This is a genomic window from Cyclobacterium sp. L-R, from assembly GCF_056859355.1.
Window position 1 is genome coordinate 33,901 of the sequence record NZ_JBSXOH010000083.1, and the last position, 24,354, is coordinate 58,254.

The window sequence follows — 24,354 nt, forward strand, 5'->3', positions numbered from 1 at the left end:
TGTTTAAATAAAAATAAAAAATACCATGCAGGAAAAAGGTACAATTTCGATTCACACCGAAAATATCTTCCCCATTATCAAGAAGTTCTTGTATTCTGATAATGAAATCTTTTTAAGAGAATTGGTGTCCAACTCAGTGGATGCTACACAGAAAATCAAAAGGTTGGCTACTTTAGGTCAATACAAAGGGGAATTAGGCGATCTAACCATCGATGTTAGCTTTGACAAAGACAACAAATGGATAAAAATCACTGACCGTGGTTTGGGTATGACTGCCGAGGAAATCAAAAAATACATCAATCAGATAGCCTTTTCGGGTGCTTCCGAATTTGTGGAAAAATTCAAGGATGCCAAAGATGCCAATGAGATCATAGGTAAGTTTGGTTTGGGTTTTTATTCTGCATTTATGGTGGCAGACACAGTTGTGATAGACTCATTGTCCTATCAAGAAGGTGCAGAACCTGCCAAATGGACCTGCGATGGAAGTACTGAGTTTGAAATTAGTCCGGGAGAAAGGACAGAAAGAGGTACAGAGATCACGCTTAATATCAATAGTGAATCTGAGGAATTCCTTGAAAAATTCAAACTTCAGGGAATACTAGATAAATACGCCAAATTTTTGCCTGTTCCAATTCGATTTGGTACCAAAACAGAAAGTGTAGAAGATGGTGTAGATGATAAAGGGGAAAAGAAATGGAAATCTGTAGAGGTTGACAATATCATCAACCAAACCAATCCTATTTGGACCCTATCACCAAATGATCTTACAGATGAGGATTACCTGAAATTCTACAAGGAGCTGTATCCTATGAGTGAAGACCCTCTCTTTTGGATTCACCTTAATGTGGATTATCCATTTAACCTTACAGGAGTATTGTATTTCCCTAAGGTTAAGAATGATTTTGAGCTTCAGAGAAATAAAATCAAGCTCTTTAGTCGTCAGGTTTTTATTACGGATGAAGTTAAGGACATTGTACCTGAATTTTTAATGTTGCTTCATGGGGTAATTGATTCTCCAGATATACCACTGAATGTATCTAGAAGTTTCTTGCAGGCTGATAGCAATGTTAAGAAGATCAATAACTATATCACCAAAAAGGTAGCTGACAAACTTGGAGAGCTTTATAAAAAAGACAGAAAAATTTATGAATCCAAGTGGAAAGACATTGGGCTTTTTGTGAAGTACGGAATGATTTCTGAGGACAAATTCTATGAAAAAGCCAAGGATTTTGTCTTGTTGAACAATACCAATGGAGAGTATTTCACCCTTGAAGAATACAAGGAAAAAATCAAGCCTTTCCAAACTGGTAAAGATGATAAATTGGTTTACCTATATGCGACTGATGCTGACAAGCAGGATGCATTTATCCAATCTGCCAATAAAAAGGACTATGACGTATTATTGATGGATTCTCCCATTGATAGTCATTTTATCCAAAATCTTGAAAGTAAATTGGAAAATGCCAGCTTGAAAAGAGTGGATGCTGATGTAGTAGATAAGTTGATCGATAAAGAGGGAGGATATGAAAACCTACTTTCAGAAGATCAGTCTAAAAAGGTGAAAGAGATTTTTGAAAAATCAATAGCCAATCAGTCCTATACTGTAGAAGTAGAAGGAGCTAGTCCTGAGGAATTGCCTGTTACGATCACTATGGATGAATTTATGCGTAGGATGAAAGACATGGCTCAAAATGGTGGAGGTATGAGCTTCTATGGAGCGATGCCAGACAATTATAAAGTTGGGATCAATGGAAACCATCCTGTAATTGATAAAATTCTAAAAACTGAAGATGAGGAAGCCCAACAAAAACTTGCTAAACAAGCATTTGATTTGGCTTTGGTTTCTCAAGGCTTGTTGACCGGAAAAGCTTTGACGGCATTCGTTAAGAGAAGCGTTGATTTGATCTAATTGAATTAAGTTTTATACACAGTGAGGAAACAAGCGTTTGATGAAAGTCAGACGCTTGTTTTTTTAATTCCCTTGGCAGTTTTTGCAAATTTGAAGGAATGAAGTTTTTCGATGGATGTATTTTGCTCTATCCATTAGGCTCGGGTTACAATAGGGTTTCTTAATTTTAATCCGTATCTGTTGCAATCGATTTATAGTCAGTCCATTTCATGGCTTAAGAATAGTTCTGCAATGCTGTAGCTGCATTTGCAGAAGCTGATATTAAGAACCGTTATGAAGATTAGGATTTTTAAGTGATTTTATCAAGTAATTTAAGGTCTACTACTTATTTCGGGTTAAAGAGACCTGGGAAATTAATTTTTTATAGGAAAGTGATTATCTTTAATTCGGAGAAAACCTTTACAAAAACCCATGCTATCTAAAAAAACTAAATATGCCTTTCATGCTTTGACCTATTTGGGTAAACATAAGGAACAGGGAGCAGTGCCAATTCAGGAGATTTCTACCCACCACAATATTTCCCATAAGTTCTTGGAAAATATCCTGCTTGAATTAAAAAAAGCAGGGCTTTTGGGGAGTAAGAAAGGAAAAGGTGGAGGATATTACCTAATTAAATTACCCAGTGAAATCCGATTGTCTAAAATCATAAGGCTGCTCGACGGACCTATTGCACTATTGCCTTGCGTAAGTTTAAATTACTACGAGCCATGTGAGGAATGTGCCAGCCAAGAGAAGTGTGGCTTAAATATGGTGATGGCAGAAGTGAGGGATGAGACCCTTAAGATATTAGAAATGAAAACTTTACAAGATATATTGGAGCGAGAATAATTTTTTTCCATTTACTCTATAATATTTGTAGGTTTTGTGTACTTTTGTGTTTCCAGTAGACTGTTTATGTCATAACTGGCTTAAAGGTAATTTTCTAACCCACAGTTACCTTCAGAAAAATGAAGCAATATGATTGAAGCAAGTGAAATTAAAGAACTTACCCAAAGGATAGAAAAATTATCAATGGAGGAAGCAATGGGGCTTTTAGTGGATTTATTTCCAGGGGAGATTATTTTCTCCACCTCATTTGGACAAGAAGATCAGGTTATTACTCAGAAAATAGCGGCCAATAAATTCCCAATTGAGGTTTTTACTTTAGACACTGGAAGGTTGTTTTATGAGACTTATGATTTATGGTCTAGAACAATAGTAAAATATGGACTTTCTATAAAGCCGTTTTATCCAGAGACAGCGGCTGTGGAAGAACTTATTAGCACCAATGGTATTAATGGGTTTTACCAATCTGTAGAGAATAGAAAATCTTGTTGCTATGTGAGGAAGGTTGCGCCACTGAAACGAGCATTGAATGGTAAGAAAGTTTGGATTACCGGTCTAAGATCAGAGCAGAGTCCAAACCGACAAAATATGGATTTGCTTGAATGGGATGAAGGAAATCAAATTTTGAAATACAACCCTTTGTTGCATTGGACAATGGAGGACATGTTGGCCTATATTAAGGAGAAAAGCATTCCTTATAATACCCTTCATGACAAGGGCTTTGTTAGTATAGGTTGTGCGCCATGTACGCGTGCCATAATGCCGGGCGAGGATGCTCGTGCTGGAAGATGGTGGTGGGAGGCTTCTCACAAGGAATGTGGGCTGCATGAGCATAGAGCCACCGCTAATAAATCCCAATAAAATAGTAACAGCTACAATTGAAAAATATTTAAGATGCAAAGTTTCAGAACTGAAATAGAAAATCCAGTAGTAGAAAAAGAAATTCTTGAACTGGAGAAAAAAATAGCCCTCTTTCGCAACGGGAAAATTGATGAGGAAAAATTCAGAAGCCTTCGATTAGCACGTGGTATTTACGGGCAGCGTCAGGAAGGTGTTCAGATGATCAGGATAAAACTGCCTTATGGAAGGGTGACCTCCGGGAAATTGAATAGAATTTGTGATGTATCAGAAAAGTACTCAACTGGTAGGTTACACATTACTACGAGGCAAGATATCCAAATTCACTATGTCAGTATAGACAATACCCCAGAATTGTGGGCAGAATTGGACCAAGATGATGTTACCATAAGAGAAGCTTGTGGCAATACCGTTAGAAATATTACTGCTTCAGAAACTGCAGGCATTGATCCTAAAGAGCCATTTGATGTGACCCCTTATGCCGATGCGGCATTTAAATACATGCTTAGAAATCCTGTAAGTCAGGAAATGGGTAGAAAATTTAAAATCAGTTTTTCATCAAGTGATGAAGATACCGCACTTTCTTATCTTCATGATCTAGGGTTTATTGCCAAGGTCAAGCAGGAAGGAAATGAGCAAATAAGAGGGTTTAAAGTATTGTTAGGAGGGGGGCTAGGTTCACAGCCAAGGCATGCAGATGTTGTGCATGAGTTCTTGCCTACCGACCAAATCATACCTTTTATTGAAGGTGTAGTAAGGGTTTTTGATAGGCATGGGGAAAGGGCCAAGAGGATGAAAGCAAGGATGAAATTCCTTATCAATAGTCTTGGTGTGGATGAGTTTTTAAAGTTGGTAGATGAGGAGAAGCTAGCGCTTCCTTTTCAAACTTACCCAATCGATACTACGGAGTTTGATGCAGTTAGAGAATTGCCTAATCCTGTTGTTCCAGAATTTACAGTTCCGGCAGATGAAGATTACAGACGTTGGAAATTGACCAATGTTTTGGATCAAAAACAAAAAGGTTATTTTTCTATAGGTGTCAAAGTTCACCTTGGAGATTTCTATATCAAAGAAGCTCGTCAATTGGCAGAGCTTGTTAAAAAATATGCCAGTGACGAGATACGTTTCACACTTCGTCAAAATCTATTGATAAGAGATGTGAAAGAAGAATTGATTCCTTTCTTTTATCAGGAATTGAAGAAATTGGGAATGGTTGATTACGGATACAATTCCGTTGGAGATATTACCGCTTGTCCTGGTACTGATACTTGTAACCTTGGCATAGCGAGTAGTACTGGTGCTGCTGTTGTGATGGAGAAAGTGATATTAGATGAGTATCCTGAATTTTTATTCAACAAAAATCTAAATATAAAAATCTCCGGATGTATGAATGCCTGTGGTCAGCACAATATGGCTTCTATAGGCTTTCAGGGGATGTCCATGAAAGTTGGTAAAGCTGTGTTACCTGCACTTCAGGTATTGCTTGGTGGTGCTACTTTTGGTGATGGAAAAGGAAAGTTTGCAGATAAAGTGATCAAGGTGCCAAGTAAAAGAGGGCCACAAGCCTTGCGCGCACTTCTTGATGATTTCAAATCTGGAGCAGAAAAAGAAGAAAACTACGCGGCTTATTACGAGCGTAAAGGACAGATGTATTTTTATGAAATACTAAAACCTTTTGCAGGTACTGATAACATTACAGAAAGCGATTTTGTAGATTGGGGAAATGACGAAGCTTATGTTAAAGCCATAGGTGTAGGAGAATGTGCTGGAGTGGTTATTGATTTGGTGTCCACCTTATTGTTGGAGGCCAGAGAAAAGTTGGCTGATGCAGAAGACAGTTTGAAAGCAGGAAAATGGTCTGATGGAATTTATCAAACCTATACAAGCATGATGAATGCTGGGAAAGCAATCCTTACAGCTGAAGGAGTTAATACCAATAGCTTTGCCAATCTTGTAATTGAATTTGACAAACAATTTACCGAAACAGGTAAAATCAATCTTTCTGCCTCTTTTTCGGATTTGGTTTATCAGCTTAAAGAAAACCAACCGTCAGAAGCTTTTGCTTTGGCATATTATAAAATCGCCGAACAAGTGTTTGAAGCAATCAGCGAATATAGAGCAAAAGAAGTACATGCATGATGAATGAGATTAGACCAAGAGTTACCCTGGTAGGTGCTGGTCCTGGTGATCCGGAATTGATAACTTTAAAGGGAGTTCTGGCATTAAATAAGGCAGATGTTGTCCTTTATGATGCGCTGATAGATGTTTCCTTGTTGAATCATGCGCCCGATAAAGCCCTTAAGATATTTGTAGGGAAACGAAATGGAAGCCGTCAAAATCCGCAGGAGGAGACAAATAAAATGTGTGTGTACTATGCCAAAAAGTTTGGACATGTAGTACGGCTCAAAGGAGGTGATCCATTTGTGTTTGGCAGAGGGGCAGAAGAGCTTGATTATATTCAGCAGTTTGGAATAAAAGCTGATGTGGTCCCTGGCATTTCTTCCACAGTGGCCGTTCCGGCTGCTGCGGGAATTCCTGTCACTAAGAGAGGTGTCTCAGAAAGTTATTGGGTGATAACAGGAACAACTTCTAATGGTGAATTGTCCAAGGATTTACTGTTGGCCAGTCAATCCAAAGCTACAGTGGTCTTGCTAATGGGTACCAAGAAGTTGGAAGAGATAGTCCGTATTTATGAGGAGCAGGGTTTTACTGACAAAGCCATTGCCATCATAGAACGTGGAACCACAAGGGATGAGAAAATCGTTGCAGGAACCATCGCAGACATAGAAAAGAAAGCACATCAGGATAAAGTTGGTGCGCCTGCCATTATTATCATTGGAGATGTGGTCCGAGAAAGCCCTAAGTTAAGGGCTGTATATGAGGCTGTAGTATATGAGAATAAATTGAATTGAATATACAATGAATGAATTGTACCCGGTTTTCCTAAAAGTACATCAATTGGAAACTTTATTGGTTGGTGCCGGGAATGTTGGTTTGGAAAAATTGTCGTTTCTCTTGAAATCAAGTCCCAATGCCAAAGTTACGATTGTCTCCAAAGATTTTCTAAAGGAGATCGTTACAATAGCCAAAGACAATTCCAATATCAAAATGGTGCAAGATGCTTACAATGACGAGTATTTAAATGAAAAGCACCTGGTGATCGCTGCTACGGATAACAAAGAAGTAAACAAAAAAGTCTACCATGATGCGAAAAAGCGTTACCTCCTGGTAAATGTAGCAGATACTCCAGAATATTGCGATTTTTATTTAGGAGGGATTGTAACGAAAGGGAATATTAAAATTGGCATAAGTACCAATGGAAAAAGCCCCACCACCGCCAAAAGGTTAAGGCAGCTATTTGAAGAGATCATTCCCGATGATATCAATGAAATGGTAGAGAATATCAATAAATACCGGGATACTTTAAAGGGGGACTTTGAGGAAAAAGTAGATGCTTTAAATAAACTAACGGTTGGATTGATGAAAAAAAATAAGGAATGAACAAATAAAAAAGGGGTGGTTAGCCCCTTTTTATTTGTTCATTTTTTAAATCACTAATGTAGGATTTTAATAATTTTAATTTTTCCTCCTCACTCAGTCTTAGATCAGACTGTAGGAGCCTGTTGATGTTCCTGTACATGGGTTTTTTTGGTTATTTGTAGAATTAAATATACTGTTTTTTTGAATACAAAACCATTATAACAATTATTTTTTATGGGTTTATAGTGCTTAAAGCAAGATTTTTTGCCTTTTTCAGGAGATGTTCTCAGTCGGACTTGAATTTGATATTTTGCAATTGTTACCGCGTTAGTTTTCTTGTTAATTGATATAGGGAATGCGAAATGTTGCTATAAATTGAGAAGCTTTCCGAAGTAGGAACCGTATTCTTCTTAGGTTATGTAAACCCGAAATAGGCATTCTATTATGTGGTGGAATCATTTCAAAACCAGTTGCTTCCTTGCTGTTTCCAGACTTTCTTAAGGCTAAACAGGTTTGCCATAACGGAACTTACTCAGTCTTAAATAACATAATTTTATGAAGTTAAATTCCATACTGATGGAGCTGGGGAATTGTAATCAAAACTTGAGGGGATAGGTTAAGTTTTGAAATAAAGTCAATATCATTGGGAAAGATAGAAAAGGATTGTCTGTTGAAATTTGGATGGCAAACCATACAGAAGCCATAAAATGAATTTTTCAGAATATTAAATTTCCGAAACGATCATTTTATGGCTTCTGTGAAAAAATAATTTAATTATTAAAAAGTGAATACTTGCTGTTTACAGATTTTACTTTTCTTTTCGTCCGTTTGACGTTTTGAAGGATTTAAATAAAACAAAAGAGGTTCTGTTGCTTATCTAAAACTTAAAAAATGCTTTTTAAGAATGAATTCTAGTTCTGTGATTAAAAATTTAATAGGTCGCCCTACCATACACCTAAGATCATAAGCCAATGGCATGATCGGAATCTAACAATTCTATATAATCACCGAAGTAACTGTTGAATGTTGTTATTAGATTGTTTAGGTCTCCGCTTTGCATCTCTTGCTGAATTTTAAGAGTATCCATTCCCAATGCTTCACTCAATGTTTCCGCATATTCCAAAAGGTCCTCTCCAATGTTCCCATTGTTTCGTTGATCCAGATGGACCTGCATTATTGCCTTTGTTTTGGACGCCATCATTAATTTTAATTTTAAAAGTTAGTTAAATAAGTCTCTTTATCTTAATAGTAGTTAATCTATAAGGTTTTCAAAAAAAAACTATCGTTTCAGATAAAGAATTTTGTTTTATAAAAGTCATTTTATGTAATTCAATTTTTGAAATATTATTTTATGTTATTGAAATACAGTTAAATGAAATCCTCGTTAGCTGTTATATTTTGATAAATAATAGAATTAATTCCGAATTTGCAAATGGAGCTAAATAATAATTTGTTGTAAGGATTAGAGAATTTTACCAAGTTTTGTTTGGTGGGTTTAAAAATGAATTTTCTATTAGGTATTTTGGAAAAAATAACAAAAAAGTAAAAAACAAAAGGGGCAAATTATTTTTGCCCCTTTTGTTAAAAATCTACAGAAATTTGATTTCTGAGTATATCGTCCATGGTTTCCCTCTTTCGTATAAGGTGATCCTTGCCGTTTAAAATTAACACTTCGGCTGGTCTAAACCTGGAATTGTAATTGGAGGACATGCTATAGCCATAAGCACCAGCATTTTTTATTGCAATAATATCCCCTTCTTTTACTTCTTTTAATTTGCGGTCAGCAGCAATTGTATCTGTTTCACAAATATAACCTACAATTGTATAGACTCTTTCCGGTCCATCAAGTTTTGAGATGTTAACCACACTGTGGTAAGCATCATACATCATAGGTCTCAATAAATGATTGAGGCCTGAGTTTACGCCTACAAATGTGGTGGCAGGAGTAGGCTTAACCACATTTGCTTTGGTGAGTAAGTAACCACATTCACTAACCAAAAACTTACCGGGTTCAAACCATATTTCCAATTCCCTACCGTATTCTTTGCAGAAAGTCTTAAAAGCTGCTGAAACTTTCCTCCCTACATCTTGGATGTCTGTGGTGATGTCTCCTTCTTTATAGGCAACTTTAAATCCACCTCCAAAATCAAGAAAAGCCAAATTATGAAATTCTCTGGCTGCATCGAAAAGAATCTCTGCTCCTTTAAGGAAGACCTCAGCATCAAGAATGTCAGAGCCTGTATGTACATGTAGCCCAATTACATTAAGCTCATAGGCTTGAACTACTTTAAGGATATGTTTTAATTGGAGGATAGAAATTCCAAATTTACTGTCAATATGGCCAACAGAAATTTTGGCATTGCCGCCAGCTAATATATGTGGGTTTAAACGGATGCAAATGGGAACAGAAGACCCATACTCAGTACCGAAGTGCTCTAGCATAGGGATACTGTCTATATTGACCATCACGCCAAAAGCGACTGCTTGCTTGATCTCATCAAAATCCACGCAATTTGGTGTGTACATGATCTCTTCTGGAGAGAATCCTACATGTAGGCAAAGTTTTATCTCTTCTACAGAGACTGCATCCACACCAGTGCCCGCCTTTTTCATCAATTTTAGAATATTGATATTTGAAAGTGACTTGGTAGCATATTTTATTTTCATCTTTACATCCGAAAAAGCTTGATTTAAAGCTTCTATTTGATGTAGGATTTTAGCTCCATCGTAAACATAAACAGGACTTCCGTATTTTTGGGCGATATCCAGTAAGGGGATTTCCCCTATGCAATATTGTTGATTTTTGATTTCCATCGCTTTTTATTTAGCAGGCAAAGATATATAAAGGATGTTAAAGTTAAAATCCAAAAGAGATAAGTCGTTCGGAAAAGGAATTTTGATGGATTTTTAAGGGGTATAAAAAGGCCATAGAATAAATTAATCCCGGGTGCTTTGTGTTAAAAAAAGTTAAGGATATGATTTAGAGGAGGATATCATTTAGATTTGTAATATGTCAAAAACGAGTATAAAGATCATTGTCTTTTTAATGTCCCTGGCAAGTTTAGGTTTGATAGGCTTTCAATTTTATTGGGTAGGAAACGTACTTAAAATTAATGAGGCGCGTTTTGAGCAAAATGTATTTCAAGCCCTTTCTTCTACTTCAGAGCGCATCGAAAAAGGAGAAGCCAGCGATATACTTTTGAGCTCCCTAGCGAGGGATACCATTTTTCAGAAAGCTTTATTGGAACCCATTGAACCTATTCAGGTTCAAGTCAGAAGAAGAAAAGTAGCCGTAAATAGGCCGTCTGTGTTGGATTCAATGTTTGATCAGCCCATACCTCAAATTTCGCCGACTTTCCGAAAATTAATTGCAAGCAGGGAAGGGGATCTTAATAGCTTTAGCCAGATCGAAAAATATTTTAACATGTCTCCTAAAGTGGCTTCCAGTCTTTTTACTCCAGATGAATTGGCCATTTTACTTGCCGAAAAAGAGCGGCACCTACAATTTTTGAGTGAGCAGGATCAAAAATTGAGCAAGCGTCAGTATGCCAACAGGCGACAAAATTATATTATAGAAGAACTTAATGTGTCCCGGAATGTGGCAGAAAGCATAGTTAAAGCCAATATGAAAATTGAGCTTGTGGAGGTTGTGATCCATCAATTGTTGTCTCAGGGAAATCAGAATATTCTAAATCGGCTGGATACAGCTATGGTCAGGAAAGAGGTAATGGGGCAATTAATAAATAGAAATATTGATCAGCCCTTCGAACTGGGTATTGTAGATAATAGAAATCAAATAATTGGAATAGGTCCCGTAGCAGATTTAAAATTTTTGAATGAACATGGTATAAAAGCCGAGCTTTTCCCAAGCGATTTATTGGGAATGGAGAACTTCTTAGTGATCTATTTCCCTGAAAAACAGAATTACTTAATGCGCCAAGTGTTTTTGCCATTGGCAAGTTCTTTGGTTTTTATGTGCATCATTATTATTTGCTTTGTTTATGCCATTAAGGTCATTATTCGTCAGAAGAAAATCTCTGACATAAAAAATGACTTTATTAACAATATGACGCATGAGTTCAAGACACCAATATCAACAGTAAGTTTGGCGGTAGAAGCTTTGCAAGATCCCGACTTATTTGGAGAGAAAGCCTTACGAAAGCGGTACCTGAACATTATAAAAGATGAAAACATCAGGCTTGGGAAGCAAGTAGAACAAGTTCTTCATGCAGCAGCCCTTGAAAAGAAAGATTTCAACCTGAAATTTGAAACGATAGATCTTAGAAAGCTCATTGAAGAAACCAAAAAGCATTTTGAGTTACTGGTGGAAAATAGAGGGGGAACGATCACTAGTGAATATTCACTAATTACTGGTCACTTAGAGGCAGATGTTTTTCATTTGAATAATATTGTTAATAATTTGCTGGACAATGCCAACAAATATTCCAAAAATGCCCCTCAGATAAAAATTATTGTAAAGGAAAGTCAAACTGACTTTACCATTTCAATAATAGATAAGGGTATAGGAATCAGTAAAGAAGCACAAAAAAAAATATTTGATAAATTCTATAGAGTGCCAACTGGTAATTTACATGATGTCAAAGGTTTCGGATTGGGACTTTCTTATGTCAAGACCATGGTGGAGGCTCACAAAGGAACTATAAAATTGGATAGCGAGCCTGGACAGGGTACCGTATTTACAATAAATTTACCCAAGAAAAAATGAGCAAGATCAAAATTTTATTGGTAGAAGATGACCCCAATTTGGGTGATATATTAAAAGACTATCTAGGTGTGAAAGGCTTTGATGTCATATTGTGTAGAGATGGGGAAGAGGGATGGAACAAGTACAAAAAGGATTATTATCAGTTGTGTTTGCTGGATGTGATGATGCCTATAAAGGATGGATTTACGCTTGGAAAAGAGATAAGAAAGGTGGAAGAGAATATCCCCATTATCTACCTCACAGCTAAAAATATGAAAGAGGATGTAATTCAAGGCTTCCGAATTGGTGCCGATGATTATATCACCAAGCCTTTCAGCATGGAGGAATTGCTAATGAGGATCAATGCGATTTTAAGAAGGACAAACCAACAAGGGGAAAAGACCATTTTGAAGTCCTACAAATTTGGTAATTTCATATTGCATTACGACAAGCAGTTGCTGGAAGGACCACAAGGAACCAATAAACTCACCTCTAAAGAGAATGAATTGCTCCGTTTATTGGCTTCTTCATTAAATGAAAATGTTAGTCGCTCTTTTGCATTAAAGCAAATTTGGGGAGATGACAGTTATTTCAATGCGCGAAGCATGGATGTCTACCTAAGTAAAATACGAAAGTTATTGAAAACGGATGAATCTGTGCAGATCATCACTTTGCATGGAGAAGGCTTTAAGTTGGTGGCGAACTAATCACTTGTTTTAACTCATAATAGACAAACTAATTTGCGCTAAAATCACCTTAAAGTCTGTTGCTTTATTGTTGTTTGTGTGGCTGAATGGCAATACCATGCCTTGGCTTTAAAAACAACAGGTTTTTTTGATACTATTCCCTGATCGGATATACACACAGGCAGACTTATCCCTTTTGCAAAATCCGCGTATAAAGTTTAATTTGTAATCAATTTAATACCTAAATTATAAAATGGACAAAGAAATCATCAACTCTCAGGAGGCACCAGCACCAATAGGGCCTTATAGCCATGCGGTAAAAGCCAATGGAATGCTATTTGTCTCCGGGCAAATAGCTCTTGATGCGGATTCAGGGGAATTACTAAATTCAAACATAACTGAAGAGACCCATGCAGTCATGAAAAATCTTGAAGCAATTCTAAGAGCTTCAGGGCTTACTTTTTTGAATGTAGTAAAGTGCAGTATTTTTGTTAAAAATATGGGGGATTTTGCTACCATCAATGAGGCCTATGGGCAATATTTTAAAATAAACCCTCCTGCCAGAGAGACGGTGGAAGTAAGTCGCTTGCCAAAAGATGTACAGGTGGAAATTTCCTGTATAGCAGTTCTGTAAAATTTCAGCCTACTTAGTTTGTTGCAATATGGTGAGACTGGTTCCTAACTATAGTGAAACATTTGTGACCACCTTGGGAAGTAAAGAGGTGATGGAAAGGGTTGAACTTATTACTAAAAGTATTAACTACCTGGACGAAACAAATTACCTGCCCAAAAGTAAAACAGTATTTTTTAACGGCAATATAGAAGAGAACAGTTTTAGAATATCAAAAATTATAGACAGGGCAGATAGTTTTCTGCCTTTAATCAAAGGGGAAATTGCCCCGTTGTCTAAAGGCTGTCTGGTCTCTTTGAATTATTCGTTTTTTCCAGGAGCCTCCTTTTTCTTGGGTTTTTGGGCAGTGATTTCATTTGGCTTGACCGTTTTGTTTCTAGCGGTGGTCCAAGACTGGAAATTGGCCCTTTTATGTTTTCTGGTGGGCTTGGGGAATTATGGTTTTGCCTGTTCTTATTTTAAAAGAAAAGTAAGGGAAAGCCAGGTGCTTTTTCATGAACTGATGAAGTTGTAGTTTATACCTATTTTTATTTTGGCCATTTGTCAAGCTAAGTTTAAACAGGATTTAGCCTACTTTCGAATTTGAAAAGAAAGCGCTTAAAGTGTCCTATTGAAAGAATTTCCGACCGAAAAACATTGTCTATTGCCTGTTTCAGGTTAATGGCGAATTTAATTTGCATTAAGAATTTCTTCTTGCTTTATGGATTATGCCTGACCTGTCGTATTTTAGCAGAATAATTAGTCAATTTATAAATTATCAATACATATTATAATGGAATACAGGATAGAGAAAGATACCATGGGGCCAGTAGAGGTGCCAGCCGATAAATACTGGGGTGCTCAAACCCAAAGATCTGTTAATAATTTTAAAATTGGTGGTGTGAAACACCAAATGCCTTTGGAGATCATTCACGCTTTTGCCATTCTAAAGAAATCTGCTGCCAAGACCAATGCCGAATTGGGGGTTTTGAGTCCGGAGAAAGCAGACATAATTAGCCAAACTTGTGATGAGATCCTTGAGGGAAAACTTGATGATCAATTTCCTCTTGTTGTATGGCAAACAGGTTCAGGCACCCAGTCCAATATGAATGTTAACGAGGTAGTGGCTTATCGTTCTCATGTGCTATTGGGTGGGAGTTTACAGGATGAAAAGAAGAAAATTCATCCCAATGATGATGTGAACAAGTCCCAGTCCTCCAATGACACCTTTCCAACGGCCATGCATATTGCAGCCTATAAAATGGTGGCAGAGACTACCCTGCAAGGAGTTAAAAAACTTAGGGATACACTTCAGGCTAAATCTGAGGAATTTATGGCAGTGGTCAAAATTGGGAGAACCCACTTTATGGATGCTACTCCATTGACCCTTGGACAAGAATTTTCTGGGTATGTGGCGCAGTTGAATCATGCCATTAAGGCGATAGAAAACACCCTTCCTCATTTGTCTGAGTTGGCATTAGGAGGTACAGCTGTAGGGACAGGACTGAATACACCCAATGGTTATGCCAAGTTGGTAGCAGAGAAAATCGCTCACTTTTCTGGAAATCCTTTTATTACTGCACCCAATAAGTTTGAAGCTTTGGCAGCGCATGATGCCATCGTTGAAACTCATGGGGCATTAAAACAGTTGGCTGTAAGCCTTATGAAAATCGCCAATGATGTAAGAATGTTGTCTTCCGGCCCAAGGTCTGGAATTGGTGAAATCCTTATTCCTGAAAATGAGCCAGGCTCTTCTATTATGCCAGGAAAAGTAAATCCTACTCAAGTAGAAGCCATGACCATGGTTTGCGCGCAAGTAATAGGCAATGATACAGCAGTTTCTGTAGGAGGCATGAGTGGTCAGTTTGAACTCAATGTATTCAAGCCAATGATGGTGAATAATTTACTAAACTCTGCCAGACTATTAGGAGATGCTTGTGTTTCCTTTACGGACAATTGTGTGGTAGGAATTGAGCCTAATATTCCATTTATAAAAAGGCATCTTGAAAACAGCCTGATGCTGGTTACTGCGCTTAACCCACATATCGGTTATGAAAATGCAGCTAAAATAGCCAAGAAAGCACATAAGGAAGGTACTAGCTTGAGAGAGGCAGCGATCTCCCTTGAGTTATTGACCAACGAACAATTTGACGAATGGGTGAAACCTGAAAACATGACAGGAAGTTTAAAATAAATGTTACTAGAAAAAGTAAAAACCCCAATTGGCTATAGCTAATTGGGGTTTTTACTTTTTAGACCTTAGGTTTTTAAACCCGAAATATGCAATAGACAATCTATTACGTGCTGAAATCGCTTCAAAATCAGCCACTTCGTTGCTGTTTGGATATTTCACCATAGCGGTGCTATGCTAAAAAATCCAAACAGACCGATTTTCTTGCGATTGCAACACTTCCCGTAAACACGGGACAGGCTTCACCCCTGACTATTGTCAGGACGGAGAAATCCTATTACATAATCCGGGTTAAACTTCCTCAGTTGAAAATTCAGATGTAGGAATACAACTGCACATTAGATTACGGTCACCATAGGCCGCATCAATTCTTCCAACAGATGGCCAAAACTTGCTCTCTTTGACAAAAGGCAAAGGATAAGCAGCTTTTTCTCTACTATAAGGGAAATCCCAGTTGTCGGAGATAATGATTGCCGCCGTGTGTGGTGCATTCTTCAATACATTAGAGGACTTGTCAGCAATTCCTTCTACTACCTCTCTAATCTCTTGACGAATGGAAAGCATTGCATCGCAAAATCTATCCAACTCTTCTTTTGATTCTGACTCTGTAGGTTCCACCATAAGTGTACCCGGTACAGGGAAAGAAACGGTAGGAGCATGAAAGCCATAATCCATTAGTCTTTTTGCTATGTCTTCTACTTCTACCCCAAATTCTTTAAATGACCTACAATCGAGGATCATTTCATGTGCTGCTCGTCCATTAGTGCCTGTATATAGGATAGGGAAATCAGATTCAAGACGCTTTTTAATATAATTGGCGTTTAGAATGGCTACTTTGGTGGCTTTGGACAAGCCTTCCTCTCCCATCATAGCGATGTATGCATAAGGGATAGGTAGGATGCTTGCACTACCGAAAGGAGCAGCAGATATTGGGGTGATGGCAGCAGTTCCTCCAGTTTTAACAAAAGGATTTCCAGGAAGAAAAGGAACCAAGTGCTTGGCTACACATATTGGTCCTATACCTGGTCCACCTCCGCCGTGAGGAATGCAAAAGGTTTTGTGGAGGTTAAGGTGGCAAACATCAGCGCCAATCATTCCAGGACTGGTAAGTCCTACCTGGGCATTCATATTTGCTCCATCCATGTAAACCTGTCCACCATACTCATGTACAAGGTCACAGATCTCTCTGATGGCTTCTTCAAATACACCATGTGTAGATGGATAAGTAATCATAAGGGCTGCAAGTTGGTCTTTGTGAGCTGCCGCTTTTTCCTTGAAAGCTGGTACATCTATATTTCCTTTCTCATCGCATGGGATGATCACCACTTTCATGCCTGCCATAACCGCAGAAGCGGGATTAGTTCCATGTGCAGATGAAGGTATAAGGACAACGTTTCTAAACTCTTCGTTACGATTTTGGTGATAGGCACGTATTACCATCAGGCCTGCATATTCTCCTTGAGCACCTGAATTGGGCTGTAGGGAAGTATCAGCAAATCCAGTGATTTCGCTTAACCAATTGCGTAGATCTTGGAACATTTCATAATAACCCGCAGCCTGATTCTGTGGAGCAAATGGGTGTAGTTGACCAATTTCCGGCCAGGTGACTGGGATCATTTCCGTTGTTGCATTGAGCTTCATGGTGCACGATCCCAAAGAGATCATTGAGTGCACCAAAGAAAGATCTTTGTTCTCCAGTTTTTTTAGATAACGTAGCATTTCATGCTCCGAATGGTATTTTTGGAATACCTCATGTTCAAGGTATTTGGACTCACGTTCTAGGCTTGAAGGAATGGTAGATTCAATCTGACTAGGAATTTCAGGAATTTCCAGTTGAAGTTTATTCGTGGATTTTGCAAACACTTCAAAGATTTCAACAACATCTTGTCTTGTTTTTGCTTGGTCAAAACTTAATAAAATATAGTTGTTTTCATACCTGAAGTTAAGTTTCTTAGACAAAGCAAAAGCACGAATTTTTTCTTTCTGTACTTCATCTACATTTATGCGTATGGTGTCGAAGTAAGCTTCATTTACCTGTTCGAAGCCCAATAGTTTTAGCCATTCTGCAGTCATTACAGCAAGTCCGTGAGTACGTGAAGCAATTGCCTTAAGCCCCTTTGGTCCGTGGTAAACAGCATACATGCCCGCCATTACGGCTAGTAAAACCTGTGCAGTACAAATATTGGAAGTGGCTCTTTCTCTTTTGATATGTTGTTCTCTTGTCTGCAAGGCCATCCTATAAGCATTATTACCTGACTTGTCCACAGATACGCCTATAATTCTACCCGGTATTTGTCTTTTGTAGGCTTCCTTTGTGGCGAAAAATGCGGCATGTGGTCCACCAAATCCCATAGGAATACCAAATCTCTGCGTACTTCCTATGACTACATCAGCCCCCATTTCTCCGGGAGGTTTAAGCAAGGTAAGGCTTAAAAGATCGGTGCTAAAAGCAGTGGAAACTTCATTTTCTTTGGCAGATGCTACCAAGCCATTGTAATTAATAACCTCGCCATCAGAATTGGGGTACTGTAACAATACACCAAATAAGTCTGGGTCGGTCAGATCAAGGTCAGATAAAGGTCCAATTTTTAAGGCTATTCCTACAGGGGAAGCTCTGGTTTTTAATACCTCTTTTGTCTGTTCAAAGACCTTTTCATCAATAAAAAAAGTAGTCGCTTTTTTCTTGCTTCTTCCTTTGCTGGCGTACAGCATGGTCATTGCTTCTGCTGCGGCTGTTCCCTCATCAAGTAAAGAGGCATTGGCCAACTCCATTCCAGTAAGTTCACTGACCATGGTCTGAAAATTAATCAATGCTTCCAATCTTCCTTGTGCAATTTCAGCTTGATAAGGCGTGTAAGCAGTGTACCATCCTGGGTTCTCTAGGATGTTTCGCTGAATTACTCCTGGTAGCAGTGTATCATAATATCCTAAACCAATATAAGATTTGAAAATTTGGTTTTTACCTACGGTAGTCTTAAAAGATTTTAGAAATAAATTTTCAGATAGTGGAGGAGGGAGTTGTAGGGGATGTTTTAATCGGATGTTCTGCGGGATGGTTTCATCTATTAATGTTTCTAAAGAGTCTACTCCTATTGTTTTGAGCATGGCCTGAAGATCCTTTTCAGAAGGTGAAATATGTCTATTTCTAAATTTTTCGGATGAAGCGAGATTGATTTTCATAAAAAGATAAAATATGATTAATTTTGGCCAGGCCAATGTATCTTGTAACAGCTTGCAAAGTTAAAAATATTAGCTGATTTAGGTATTTAATTCACGCTTAAATATCTTCTTATTAGCCTATTGAATTTTCTGGGCTTGGCAGGTAATGCTAAACCCATTTACTTAAAAAACAAAAATGAAAAATAAATCAATCTTAGTAGCAGTATTACTTTTTGCTTCCTTCTCCTACCCGATTTTTGGTCAGGAAGACCTATCATTAAAATATGCTTCAACAATTCAGGCAGGTGATCTAAAAAAACATTTGACTTATATTGCTTCAGATGAGCTGAAAGGAAGAGATACAGGATCGGAAGGGCAGAAACTTGCGGCAGAATACCTGATAGATTTTTATCAGAAAAAAAACCTGAAAGGCCCAGTAAATGGAAGTTATGTGCAGCCATTCCAGTTGTCAAGTGTTAGTTGGAAGGAAGTGTCTCTCAAAGTAGGTAAGAACAATTTGACTTTGAATGAGGATTTTGTCTTTATAGGAGATGCCGATATGAAGAAGAAAAAGAAATCAGAATTGGTTTTTTTAGGCTTGGCTTCTGAGGATAACCTGTCAAAAGTAAATGTGTTAGGCAAACTTGTAGGCTTATGGGCTATAGGTCAAAGTGTAGGGGAATCTATTGAAATGATAATGGAGGCAGGTGCAGCAGGAGCTATTATCGTTACCATGGAAGGACAGGCAAACTTTGACAGAATGGCCAATAGGTACAAAAGCTTAACCGGCAAAGGTCGGATGGGTTTTGATAAACCAACAGAGCAAAAACCTGTATTTATGGTTAGCTCTATAAAAATGGGAGAACTTTTTGGCACAGCAGTAGAAGACTTGAAAGAAGCAGCTAAAAATGACCCTTCGGTTATTCCTTCCCAGAAAGTTGTCTACAAAGTGGTGAAGCAAAAAGATATAGTGGATACTGAGAATGTTATGGCTTTTCTTGAAGGTACTGACAAAAAAGAAGAAGTACTTGTGATTTCTTCACATTATGACCATGTAGGTGTCAATAGCGCTGGCGAGATCAATAATGGTGCTGATGATGATGGGTCTGGTACCGTGTCAGTGATGGAAATAGCTGAAGCATTTTCTCAAGCAGCAAAGGATGGATACAAGCCAAGAAGGAGTGTGCTATTTTTGAATGTTACCGGTGAGGAAAAAGGACTGCTTGGATCTGAATACTATTCAGAAAACCCAATATTCCCTCTGGAAAATACCGTTAACAATATCAATATTGATATGGTGGGTAGGATTGATTATGAATACCAAGATGCAGAAAACCAAGATTATGTATATGTGATTGGTTCCGAGATGTTGTCCTCTCAATTAAAAGTTATCAATGAATACAATAACATTACCTATACCAATCTTATTTTGGATTATAGGTATGATGCAGAGGATGATCCGAATAGATTCTATTACCGATCTGACCATTATAATTTTGCCAAACATAATATCCCAGTAATTTTCTTTTTCAATGGTGTTCATGATGATTATCATCAGCCAACAGATACGGTGGATAAAATTGAGTTTGACTTGATGGAAAAGAGGGCAAGGTTAATTTTTCATACAGCTTGGGATTTGGCCAATAGAGAGCATAGAACTCCTGTAGATGGTACAAATAACCGGAATGAACGTTAATATTGTTCAGTAGTGACGGTCTTTAAAAAAGGATTGGGCTTTAGTCTCAATCCTTTTTTTTATTCCACAAAATGAATAGACCACCAACTACGATGTAATGAAATGGCTTCAAAAACCTTTGATTGCTTTCGGGGCTAATTCATAAGGTCGAGTGTGAAGGGAATTGGTATAGGTTCAAGATAGTTGCTTTACCTGGGTTTTTTTAAGTCCTCGAATCTGGCTTTTAAGGCTCTTCAGCTTAATGTTTTGGTATCATTCTTAAGAATCATGAGCGCAAGAAACCCAAATGTTGTTAAGGGTCTGTTTGCAAATGAGGTTTAAACCCGAAATATGCAATAGCCAATCTATTACATGCTGAAATCGCTTCAAAATCAGCCACTTCGTTGCTGTTTTCAATTTCACCATAGCGGTGCTATGTCAAAATCTCTAAACAGACCGATTTTCCTTCGATTGCAACACTTCCCGTAAACACGGGACAGGCTTCACCCCTGACATTGTCAGGGCGGAGAAATCCTATTACATAATCTGGGTTAAAGGTTTTCTGGATAATTTTTCAATGAAATCAAAAGATTGAGTATATTGATTAATTATTTATATCCTGAAACAGTAGCGATGATCATGAAAAAAATATTCCTAAGTCTTTTTGTAGTTTGCCTATTAGGAAAGGTAAATGCGCAACAAATTCCTGATAAATCTACTCAAATAAAAACTGCGGTTTTGGCTGCCCCTGATGAATTCAGGAAAGATGCTAAAGTATATGGCTACGATAGTAGTGGGGACTGGGCAGTATTAAGGGAAGGTAGTAATGGGATGATTTGTATTGCGGATGATCCAAACTCAGATGGCTTTAGCGTATCCTGTTACCATGAAGCCCTTGAGCCTTTTATGGAAAGAGGCAGGGAGTTGAAAAAGGAAGGGAAGAATTTTAAGCAAATATTCGATATTCGTGAAGAAGAAGCCAAGAGCGGAAAATTGGAAATGCCATCTGCCCCTTCCTCTCTTTATGTGCTATCCGCTGAAAAGTCTGATTTTGATGCCAGCAAAGGAAAAGTGGACAATACCTATCTCAGGTATGTGGTTTATATTCCTTGGGCCACTCAGGAAAGTACTGGATTGGCTTTAAAGCCTGATGTGCCAGGAATGCCTTGGATAATGAACCCTGGTACTCACAGGGCTCATATTATGATTAGTCCTCCAAAAGATTAAACGATTGACGGCCTTACTTTTTTTTGTTTATTGCTTTAAGTAGCCTGATAAGATTGGAGCAAATGATGTGTCAGGAGATGAAAAGCTTTTCCAACTATTATGATTATTAATGAAAGCAACATTTAAAACCTGGAAGACCAGCAGGAGTCTTTACTTGAAATTTCTAGAAGGTTATACTGTGGAACAATTAAATAAAATTCCAGAGGGTTTTAACAATAACCTTGTGTGGAATATTGGGCATGTAATTGTCGGCCAACAAGGGCTAGTTTACAAAAGTACAGGGCTAGAAGCTCATGTGTCCGATGAGATGTTCGGTAAATATGGGATTGGAACAAAGCCTGACAAGCCTGTAGGGGCTGAGGAAATAATGGAAATGAAAAAGCTGTTAATTGATTTAATAGCCCAAACAGAATCAGATTATAATAGTGGGAAGTTTATTTCTTTTCATGAGCGAACTACCAAAACCGGTTTTCATCTGAGTTCTGTAGAAGATGCTATTGTTTTCAATAATTACCACGAAGGCCTACATTTAGGCTATATGATGAGTATTCGTAAATTCGTTTAAATAGAAAAAGACTTTTTTTAATTACAAATTATTAGAGGTGTTAACAAAGGGATGTTGAATAGGTGAATGCTTTATTTCTTCCCCCCGAAACTAAATAAAAACAACAATGAAAATTATACGTATTCTTTTGCCATTGTTTTTTGTCACACTGTCAGGTCTGTTTGCTCAGGAGAGTAGGGTGTTTGATGCCTTAACGATGAATAGCAAGATTCTTGGTATGGAGAGAAAGTTTGCTATCTATTTACCACCGGGTTATGAGTATTCCCAGCGATCCTACCCAGTGCTTTATTTATTACATGGGGCAGGAGATGACCAAACAGGATGGGTTCAATTTGGTGAGGTGCAACGGATCGCAGACAAGGCTTTTGAAGATGGAACAGCTACCCCAATGATCATTGTTATGCCAGATGCCAATACTGGTCAGAGAGGTTATTTTAATGATATAAAAAACGAATGGCGTTATGAGGATTTCTTTTTTGAAGAATTAATGCCTTATGTAGAAGCACAATACCGTATCAAAAGTGTGAAAAAATACAGAGCCATATCTGGCTTGTCAATGGGTGGTGGTGGCACCTATTTCTATGCCATGCATCGGCCGGATTTGTTCTCCTCTGCCTGTCCACTTAGTGCCTCATTGAGAAATACTTCGTTTGATGATTTTATTAAAAGATATGAGGGAGAAGTAAAGGATAAAAGACAATTAAAAGAATATTTTGACAAGCATCAGGCTTTAAGACAATTAGAAGTTAATGATATTGAAAAGATTAAATCAGTAAAATGGTTTTTTGATTGTGGAGATGACGATTTTCTTTATGAAGGAAACAGCCTAGTGCATATAGCAATGAAGAAAAAGGAAATACCTCATGAATTCAGAATTCGTGACGGAGCCCATAATTGGACTTATTGGAGAGCATCCCTTCCGCAGGTACTTGGGTTTATTTCACAGACTTTCCACCAATAATAAAGTAACTGAAAAAAATATATTGTAGGAATACAGTTACAGTAAATGGCAAGCATAAAAAGTAAACGGCTGGATTTAATTCAGCTGTTACTTTTTATGCTTGCTTTTTTTCTTCATTTGATTTCTGTTCCTTTTGGCTTTACTGTTTTTATTGCCTCGCTTCTCTTCCTTTTCCTTAAAGGGTTTGGCATACCCCTTTTTTTCATGAAAAGCCCCTTTGAAGTCAGGGTCATCGCCTCTTTTCTGCTTGTCTATTTCTCTTTCGTACCCTTGTTTTTCTTCGAAAGGAGTTTCATGTATGGTAACGTCTGCAGGGATTGGTTCTTCAGGCACTAGCATTCTTATGATCGTTTCTATTTTCTCGAAGTGAAATGCTTCGGCAGGATTGATAAAGGTGGCCGCCTTGCCAACATTTTCAGCTCTTCCTGTTCGTCCTATTCGGTGGACATAATCCTCATATATCAAAGGAACGTCAAAATTGATAACATGACTCACCATACTTACATCAAGACCTCTGGCGGCTACATCGGTAGCTACAAGGATTTTGACTTCTCCTTTTTTGAAGTCGTCCATGCTGTTTATTCGTGTATTCTGGCCTTTATTGGCGTGAATAACCCGGATTGTTCCTGAATGATGACCTTGTAGGTAATTGTGTACGGTATCTGCATTTTTACGAGACTTGGTAAAAATTATGCCCCTTTCAAAATCCTCTTCCATGACCAGTCCTTCAAGCAAGCTTAACTTGGTCCTGATATTGGGAACGAAATATTTTATTTGTGCGATGGTTTTAGCTGTTGTAGCTTGAGGAGCTACTTCTACTCTCTCAGGAAATTCTAAGAATTCATGAGAGAGATTTTCTACTCGCTGGCTAAATGTTGCTGAAAACAAAAGATTTTGACGTTTGACTGGGATGATCTCAAGAATGGCCTTTATTTGGGGAAGAAAACCCATGTCTAGCATCTTGTCGGCTTCATCCAAAACCATCGTTTTAATGTCTCTGGTATATATTTCGCCTTTTTGATAAAGGTCATTGAATCTGCCTGGTGTAGCGATGATTATATCTACGCCTTCCTGAAGCTTTTCTATTTGCGGTTTTGGGCCAAGGCCTCCATAAAGGCATACATATCTCAGGTCGGTGTATTTTCCAAACTCCATTATGGCTTCTTCGATTTGCATAACGAGCTCTCGGGTTGGCGCCATTATCAGCGCTCTAGGGTGATGACCTTGTGCGTACTTTACCTTATAGAGCAAAGGCAGTACATAAGCAGCAGTCTTTCCTGTGCCTGTTTGAGCAATACCTAAAATATCATGTCCTGCCAAGGCCAAGGGTATGGCTTTCTGCTGAATGGGAGTAGGTTTTTCATAACCTATTTCCTTCACAGCGTTCAAAAGTTGGTTGTTAAGTTTAAAATTATCAAAAGATGATAGCTGATCGGACATGATTTTATAAATTTAGGGAAATTTTAAGAGGTGTTTCGACCCATGCACCCACCCATTAAAAAC

General features: G+C 37.9%; 19 protein-coding genes. 15 read left to right on the forward strand and 4 right to left on the reverse strand.

Annotated features, from left to right (window positions below; genetic code table 11):
- Positions 1–25 precede the first annotated feature (25 nt).
- The 6 genes from htpG to AC13EX_RS15415 all read left to right on the forward strand — a co-directional run bounded on the left by htpG (position 26) and on the right by AC13EX_RS15415 (position 7,093).
- Positions 26–1,909, forward strand: coding sequence for a molecular chaperone HtpG (gene htpG, locus AC13EX_RS15390; protein ID WP_339714020.1), 1,884 nt, complete (start codon positions 26–28; stop codon positions 1,907–1,909).
- A gap of 411 nt (positions 1,910–2,320) precedes the next feature.
- Positions 2,321–2,737: an RrF2 family transcriptional regulator gene (locus AC13EX_RS15395; protein ID WP_048640851.1), complete on the forward strand. Its 417-nt coding sequence runs from the start codon at positions 2,321–2,323 to the stop codon at positions 2,735–2,737.
- Between the two features lie 129 nt (positions 2,738–2,866).
- Positions 2,867–3,595, forward strand: a complete 729-nt coding sequence (locus AC13EX_RS15400; protein ID WP_048640850.1) for a phosphoadenylyl-sulfate reductase — start codon at positions 2,867–2,869, stop codon at positions 3,593–3,595.
- A gap of 33 nt (positions 3,596–3,628) precedes the next feature.
- Positions 3,629–5,731: a nitrite reductase gene (locus tag AC13EX_RS15405; RefSeq protein WP_482893368.1), complete on the forward strand. Its 2,103-nt coding sequence runs from the start codon at positions 3,629–3,631 to the stop codon at positions 5,729–5,731.
- The gene (cobA, locus tag AC13EX_RS15410; RefSeq protein ID WP_482893369.1) at positions 5,728–6,504 is read left to right on the forward strand and encodes a uroporphyrinogen-III C-methyltransferase; all 777 of its coding nucleotides are present in this window, start codon (positions 5,728–5,730) and stop codon (positions 6,502–6,504) included. The genes AC13EX_RS15405 and cobA overlap by 4 nt, the downstream gene beginning before the upstream one ends.
- 7 nt (positions 6,505–6,511) lie before the next feature.
- Positions 6,512–7,093 (forward strand): precorrin-2 dehydrogenase/sirohydrochlorin ferrochelatase family protein, encoded by a 582-nt coding sequence (locus tag AC13EX_RS15415; protein WP_482893370.1) that lies wholly within the window; start codon positions 6,512–6,514, stop codon positions 7,091–7,093.
- A 940-nt stretch (positions 7,094–8,033) separates the two neighbouring features.
- Here the strand turns inward: AC13EX_RS15415 and AC13EX_RS15420 are convergent.
- Positions 8,034–8,273, reverse strand: a complete 240-nt coding sequence (locus tag AC13EX_RS15420) for a hypothetical protein (RefSeq protein ID WP_048640846.1) — start codon at positions 8,271–8,273, stop codon at positions 8,034–8,036.
- Between the two features lie 380 nt (positions 8,274–8,653).
- Entirely contained in the window at positions 8,654–9,886 is a 1,233-nt protein-coding gene (gene lysA / locus AC13EX_RS15425) for a diaminopimelate decarboxylase (protein ID WP_482893371.1), read from the reverse strand.
- Positions 9,887–10,082: 196 nt separating this feature from the next.
- Between lysA and AC13EX_RS15430 the strand changes: the two genes are divergently transcribed.
- The 5 genes from AC13EX_RS15430 (at position 10,083) to fumC (ending at position 15,267) form a co-directional block, all read left to right on the forward strand.
- Positions 10,083–11,798: a sensor histidine kinase gene (locus AC13EX_RS15430; protein ID WP_482893372.1), complete on the forward strand. Its 1,716-nt coding sequence runs from the start codon at positions 10,083–10,085 to the stop codon at positions 11,796–11,798.
- On the forward strand, positions 11,795–12,484 hold the full coding sequence (locus AC13EX_RS15435) for a response regulator transcription factor (RefSeq protein WP_048640844.1): 690 nt from the start codon (positions 11,795–11,797) through the stop codon (positions 12,482–12,484). Before AC13EX_RS15430 ends, AC13EX_RS15435 begins: the two co-directional genes overlap by 4 nt.
- A gap of 232 nt (positions 12,485–12,716) precedes the next feature.
- Complete coding sequence (locus tag AC13EX_RS15440; protein ID WP_482893373.1) at positions 12,717–13,097, forward strand: RidA family protein; 381 nt, start codon at positions 12,717–12,719, stop codon at positions 13,095–13,097.
- A gap of 28 nt (positions 13,098–13,125) precedes the next feature.
- Positions 13,126–13,608 (forward strand): hypothetical protein, encoded by a 483-nt coding sequence (locus AC13EX_RS15445; RefSeq protein ID WP_482893374.1) that lies wholly within the window; start codon positions 13,126–13,128, stop codon positions 13,606–13,608.
- A gap of 258 nt (positions 13,609–13,866) precedes the next feature.
- The gene (fumC, locus tag AC13EX_RS15450; RefSeq protein WP_482893375.1) at positions 13,867–15,267 is read left to right on the forward strand and encodes a class II fumarate hydratase; all 1,401 of its coding nucleotides are present in this window, start codon (positions 13,867–13,869) and stop codon (positions 15,265–15,267) included.
- A gap of 288 nt (positions 15,268–15,555) precedes the next feature.
- On the opposite strand, the gene gcvP is transcribed toward fumC, so the two are convergent.
- Complete coding sequence (gcvP, locus tag AC13EX_RS15455; RefSeq protein ID WP_482893377.1) at positions 15,556–18,444, reverse strand: aminomethyl-transferring glycine dehydrogenase; 2,889 nt, start codon at positions 18,442–18,444, stop codon at positions 15,556–15,558.
- Between the two features lie 175 nt (positions 18,445–18,619).
- On the opposite strand from gcvP, the gene AC13EX_RS15460 reads away from it, so the two are divergent.
- From AC13EX_RS15460 to AC13EX_RS15475, 4 genes are all read left to right on the forward strand, one after another.
- Complete coding sequence (locus AC13EX_RS15460) at positions 18,620–20,119, forward strand: M28 family metallopeptidase (RefSeq protein WP_482893378.1); 1,500 nt, start codon at positions 18,620–18,622, stop codon at positions 20,117–20,119.
- Between the two features lie 618 nt (positions 20,120–20,737).
- Positions 20,738–21,325, forward strand: coding sequence for a hypothetical protein (locus AC13EX_RS15465; protein ID WP_048644355.1), 588 nt, complete (start codon positions 20,738–20,740; stop codon positions 21,323–21,325).
- 109 nt (positions 21,326–21,434) lie between these two features.
- Entirely contained in the window at positions 21,435–21,890 is a 456-nt protein-coding gene (locus tag AC13EX_RS15470) for a DinB family protein (RefSeq protein ID WP_482893379.1), read from the forward strand.
- Between the two features lie 106 nt (positions 21,891–21,996).
- Positions 21,997–22,851, forward strand: coding sequence for an alpha/beta hydrolase (locus AC13EX_RS15475; RefSeq protein WP_482893380.1), 855 nt, complete (start codon positions 21,997–21,999; stop codon positions 22,849–22,851).
- Positions 22,852–22,938: 87 nt separating this feature from the next.
- Here the strand turns inward: AC13EX_RS15475 and AC13EX_RS15480 are convergent, their stop codons facing one another.
- Positions 22,939–24,291 carry a DEAD/DEAH box helicase gene (locus AC13EX_RS15480; protein ID WP_482893381.1) on the reverse strand — a complete coding sequence of 451 codons (1,353 nt, stop codon included), beginning with the start codon at positions 24,289–24,291 and terminating at the stop codon, positions 22,939–22,941.
- Positions 24,292–24,354: the final 63 nt, after the last annotated feature.

Excerpts from the sequence above, each read along its gene's own strand:
- htpG (WP_339714020.1), top strand. The coding sequence starts at position 26 with ATGCAGGAAAAAGGTACAATTTCGATTCACACCGAAAATATCTTCCCC.
- AC13EX_RS15395 (WP_048640851.1), top strand. The coding sequence starts at position 2,321 with ATGCTATCTAAAAAAACTAAATATGCCTTTCATGCTTTGACCTATTTG.
- AC13EX_RS15400 (WP_048640850.1), top strand. The coding sequence starts at position 2,867 with ATGATTGAAGCAAGTGAAATTAAAGAACTTACCCAAAGGATAGAAAAA.
- AC13EX_RS15405 (WP_482893368.1), top strand. The coding sequence starts at position 3,629 with ATGCAAAGTTTCAGAACTGAAATAGAAAATCCAGTAGTAGAAAAAGAA.
- cobA (WP_482893369.1), top strand. The coding sequence starts at position 5,728 with ATGATGAATGAGATTAGACCAAGAGTTACCCTGGTAGGTGCTGGTCCT.
- AC13EX_RS15415 (WP_482893370.1), top strand. The coding sequence starts at position 6,512 with ATGAATGAATTGTACCCGGTTTTCCTAAAAGTACATCAATTGGAAACT.
- AC13EX_RS15420 (WP_048640846.1), bottom strand. The coding sequence starts at position 8,273 with ATGATGGCGTCCAAAACAAAGGCAATAATGCAGGTCCATCTGGATCAA.
- lysA (WP_482893371.1), bottom strand. The coding sequence starts at position 9,886 with ATGGAAATCAAAAATCAACAATATTGCATAGGGGAAATCCCCTTACTG.
- AC13EX_RS15430 (WP_482893372.1), top strand. The coding sequence starts at position 10,083 with ATGTCAAAAACGAGTATAAAGATCATTGTCTTTTTAATGTCCCTGGCA.
- AC13EX_RS15435 (WP_048640844.1), top strand. The coding sequence starts at position 11,795 with ATGAGCAAGATCAAAATTTTATTGGTAGAAGATGACCCCAATTTGGGT.
- AC13EX_RS15440 (WP_482893373.1), top strand. The coding sequence starts at position 12,717 with ATGGACAAAGAAATCATCAACTCTCAGGAGGCACCAGCACCAATAGGG.
- AC13EX_RS15445 (WP_482893374.1), top strand. The coding sequence starts at position 13,126 with ATGGTGAGACTGGTTCCTAACTATAGTGAAACATTTGTGACCACCTTG.
- fumC (WP_482893375.1), top strand. The coding sequence starts at position 13,867 with ATGGAATACAGGATAGAGAAAGATACCATGGGGCCAGTAGAGGTGCCA.
- gcvP (WP_482893377.1), bottom strand. The coding sequence starts at position 18,444 with ATGAAAATCAATCTCGCTTCATCCGAAAAATTTAGAAATAGACATATT.
- AC13EX_RS15460 (WP_482893378.1), top strand. The coding sequence starts at position 18,620 with ATGAAAAATAAATCAATCTTAGTAGCAGTATTACTTTTTGCTTCCTTC.
- AC13EX_RS15465 (WP_048644355.1), top strand. The coding sequence starts at position 20,738 with ATGAAAAAAATATTCCTAAGTCTTTTTGTAGTTTGCCTATTAGGAAAG.
- AC13EX_RS15470 (WP_482893379.1), top strand. The coding sequence starts at position 21,435 with ATGAAAGCAACATTTAAAACCTGGAAGACCAGCAGGAGTCTTTACTTG.
- AC13EX_RS15475 (WP_482893380.1), top strand. The coding sequence starts at position 21,997 with ATGAAAATTATACGTATTCTTTTGCCATTGTTTTTTGTCACACTGTCA.
- AC13EX_RS15480 (WP_482893381.1), bottom strand. The coding sequence starts at position 24,291 with ATGTCCGATCAGCTATCATCTTTTGATAATTTTAAACTTAACAACCAA.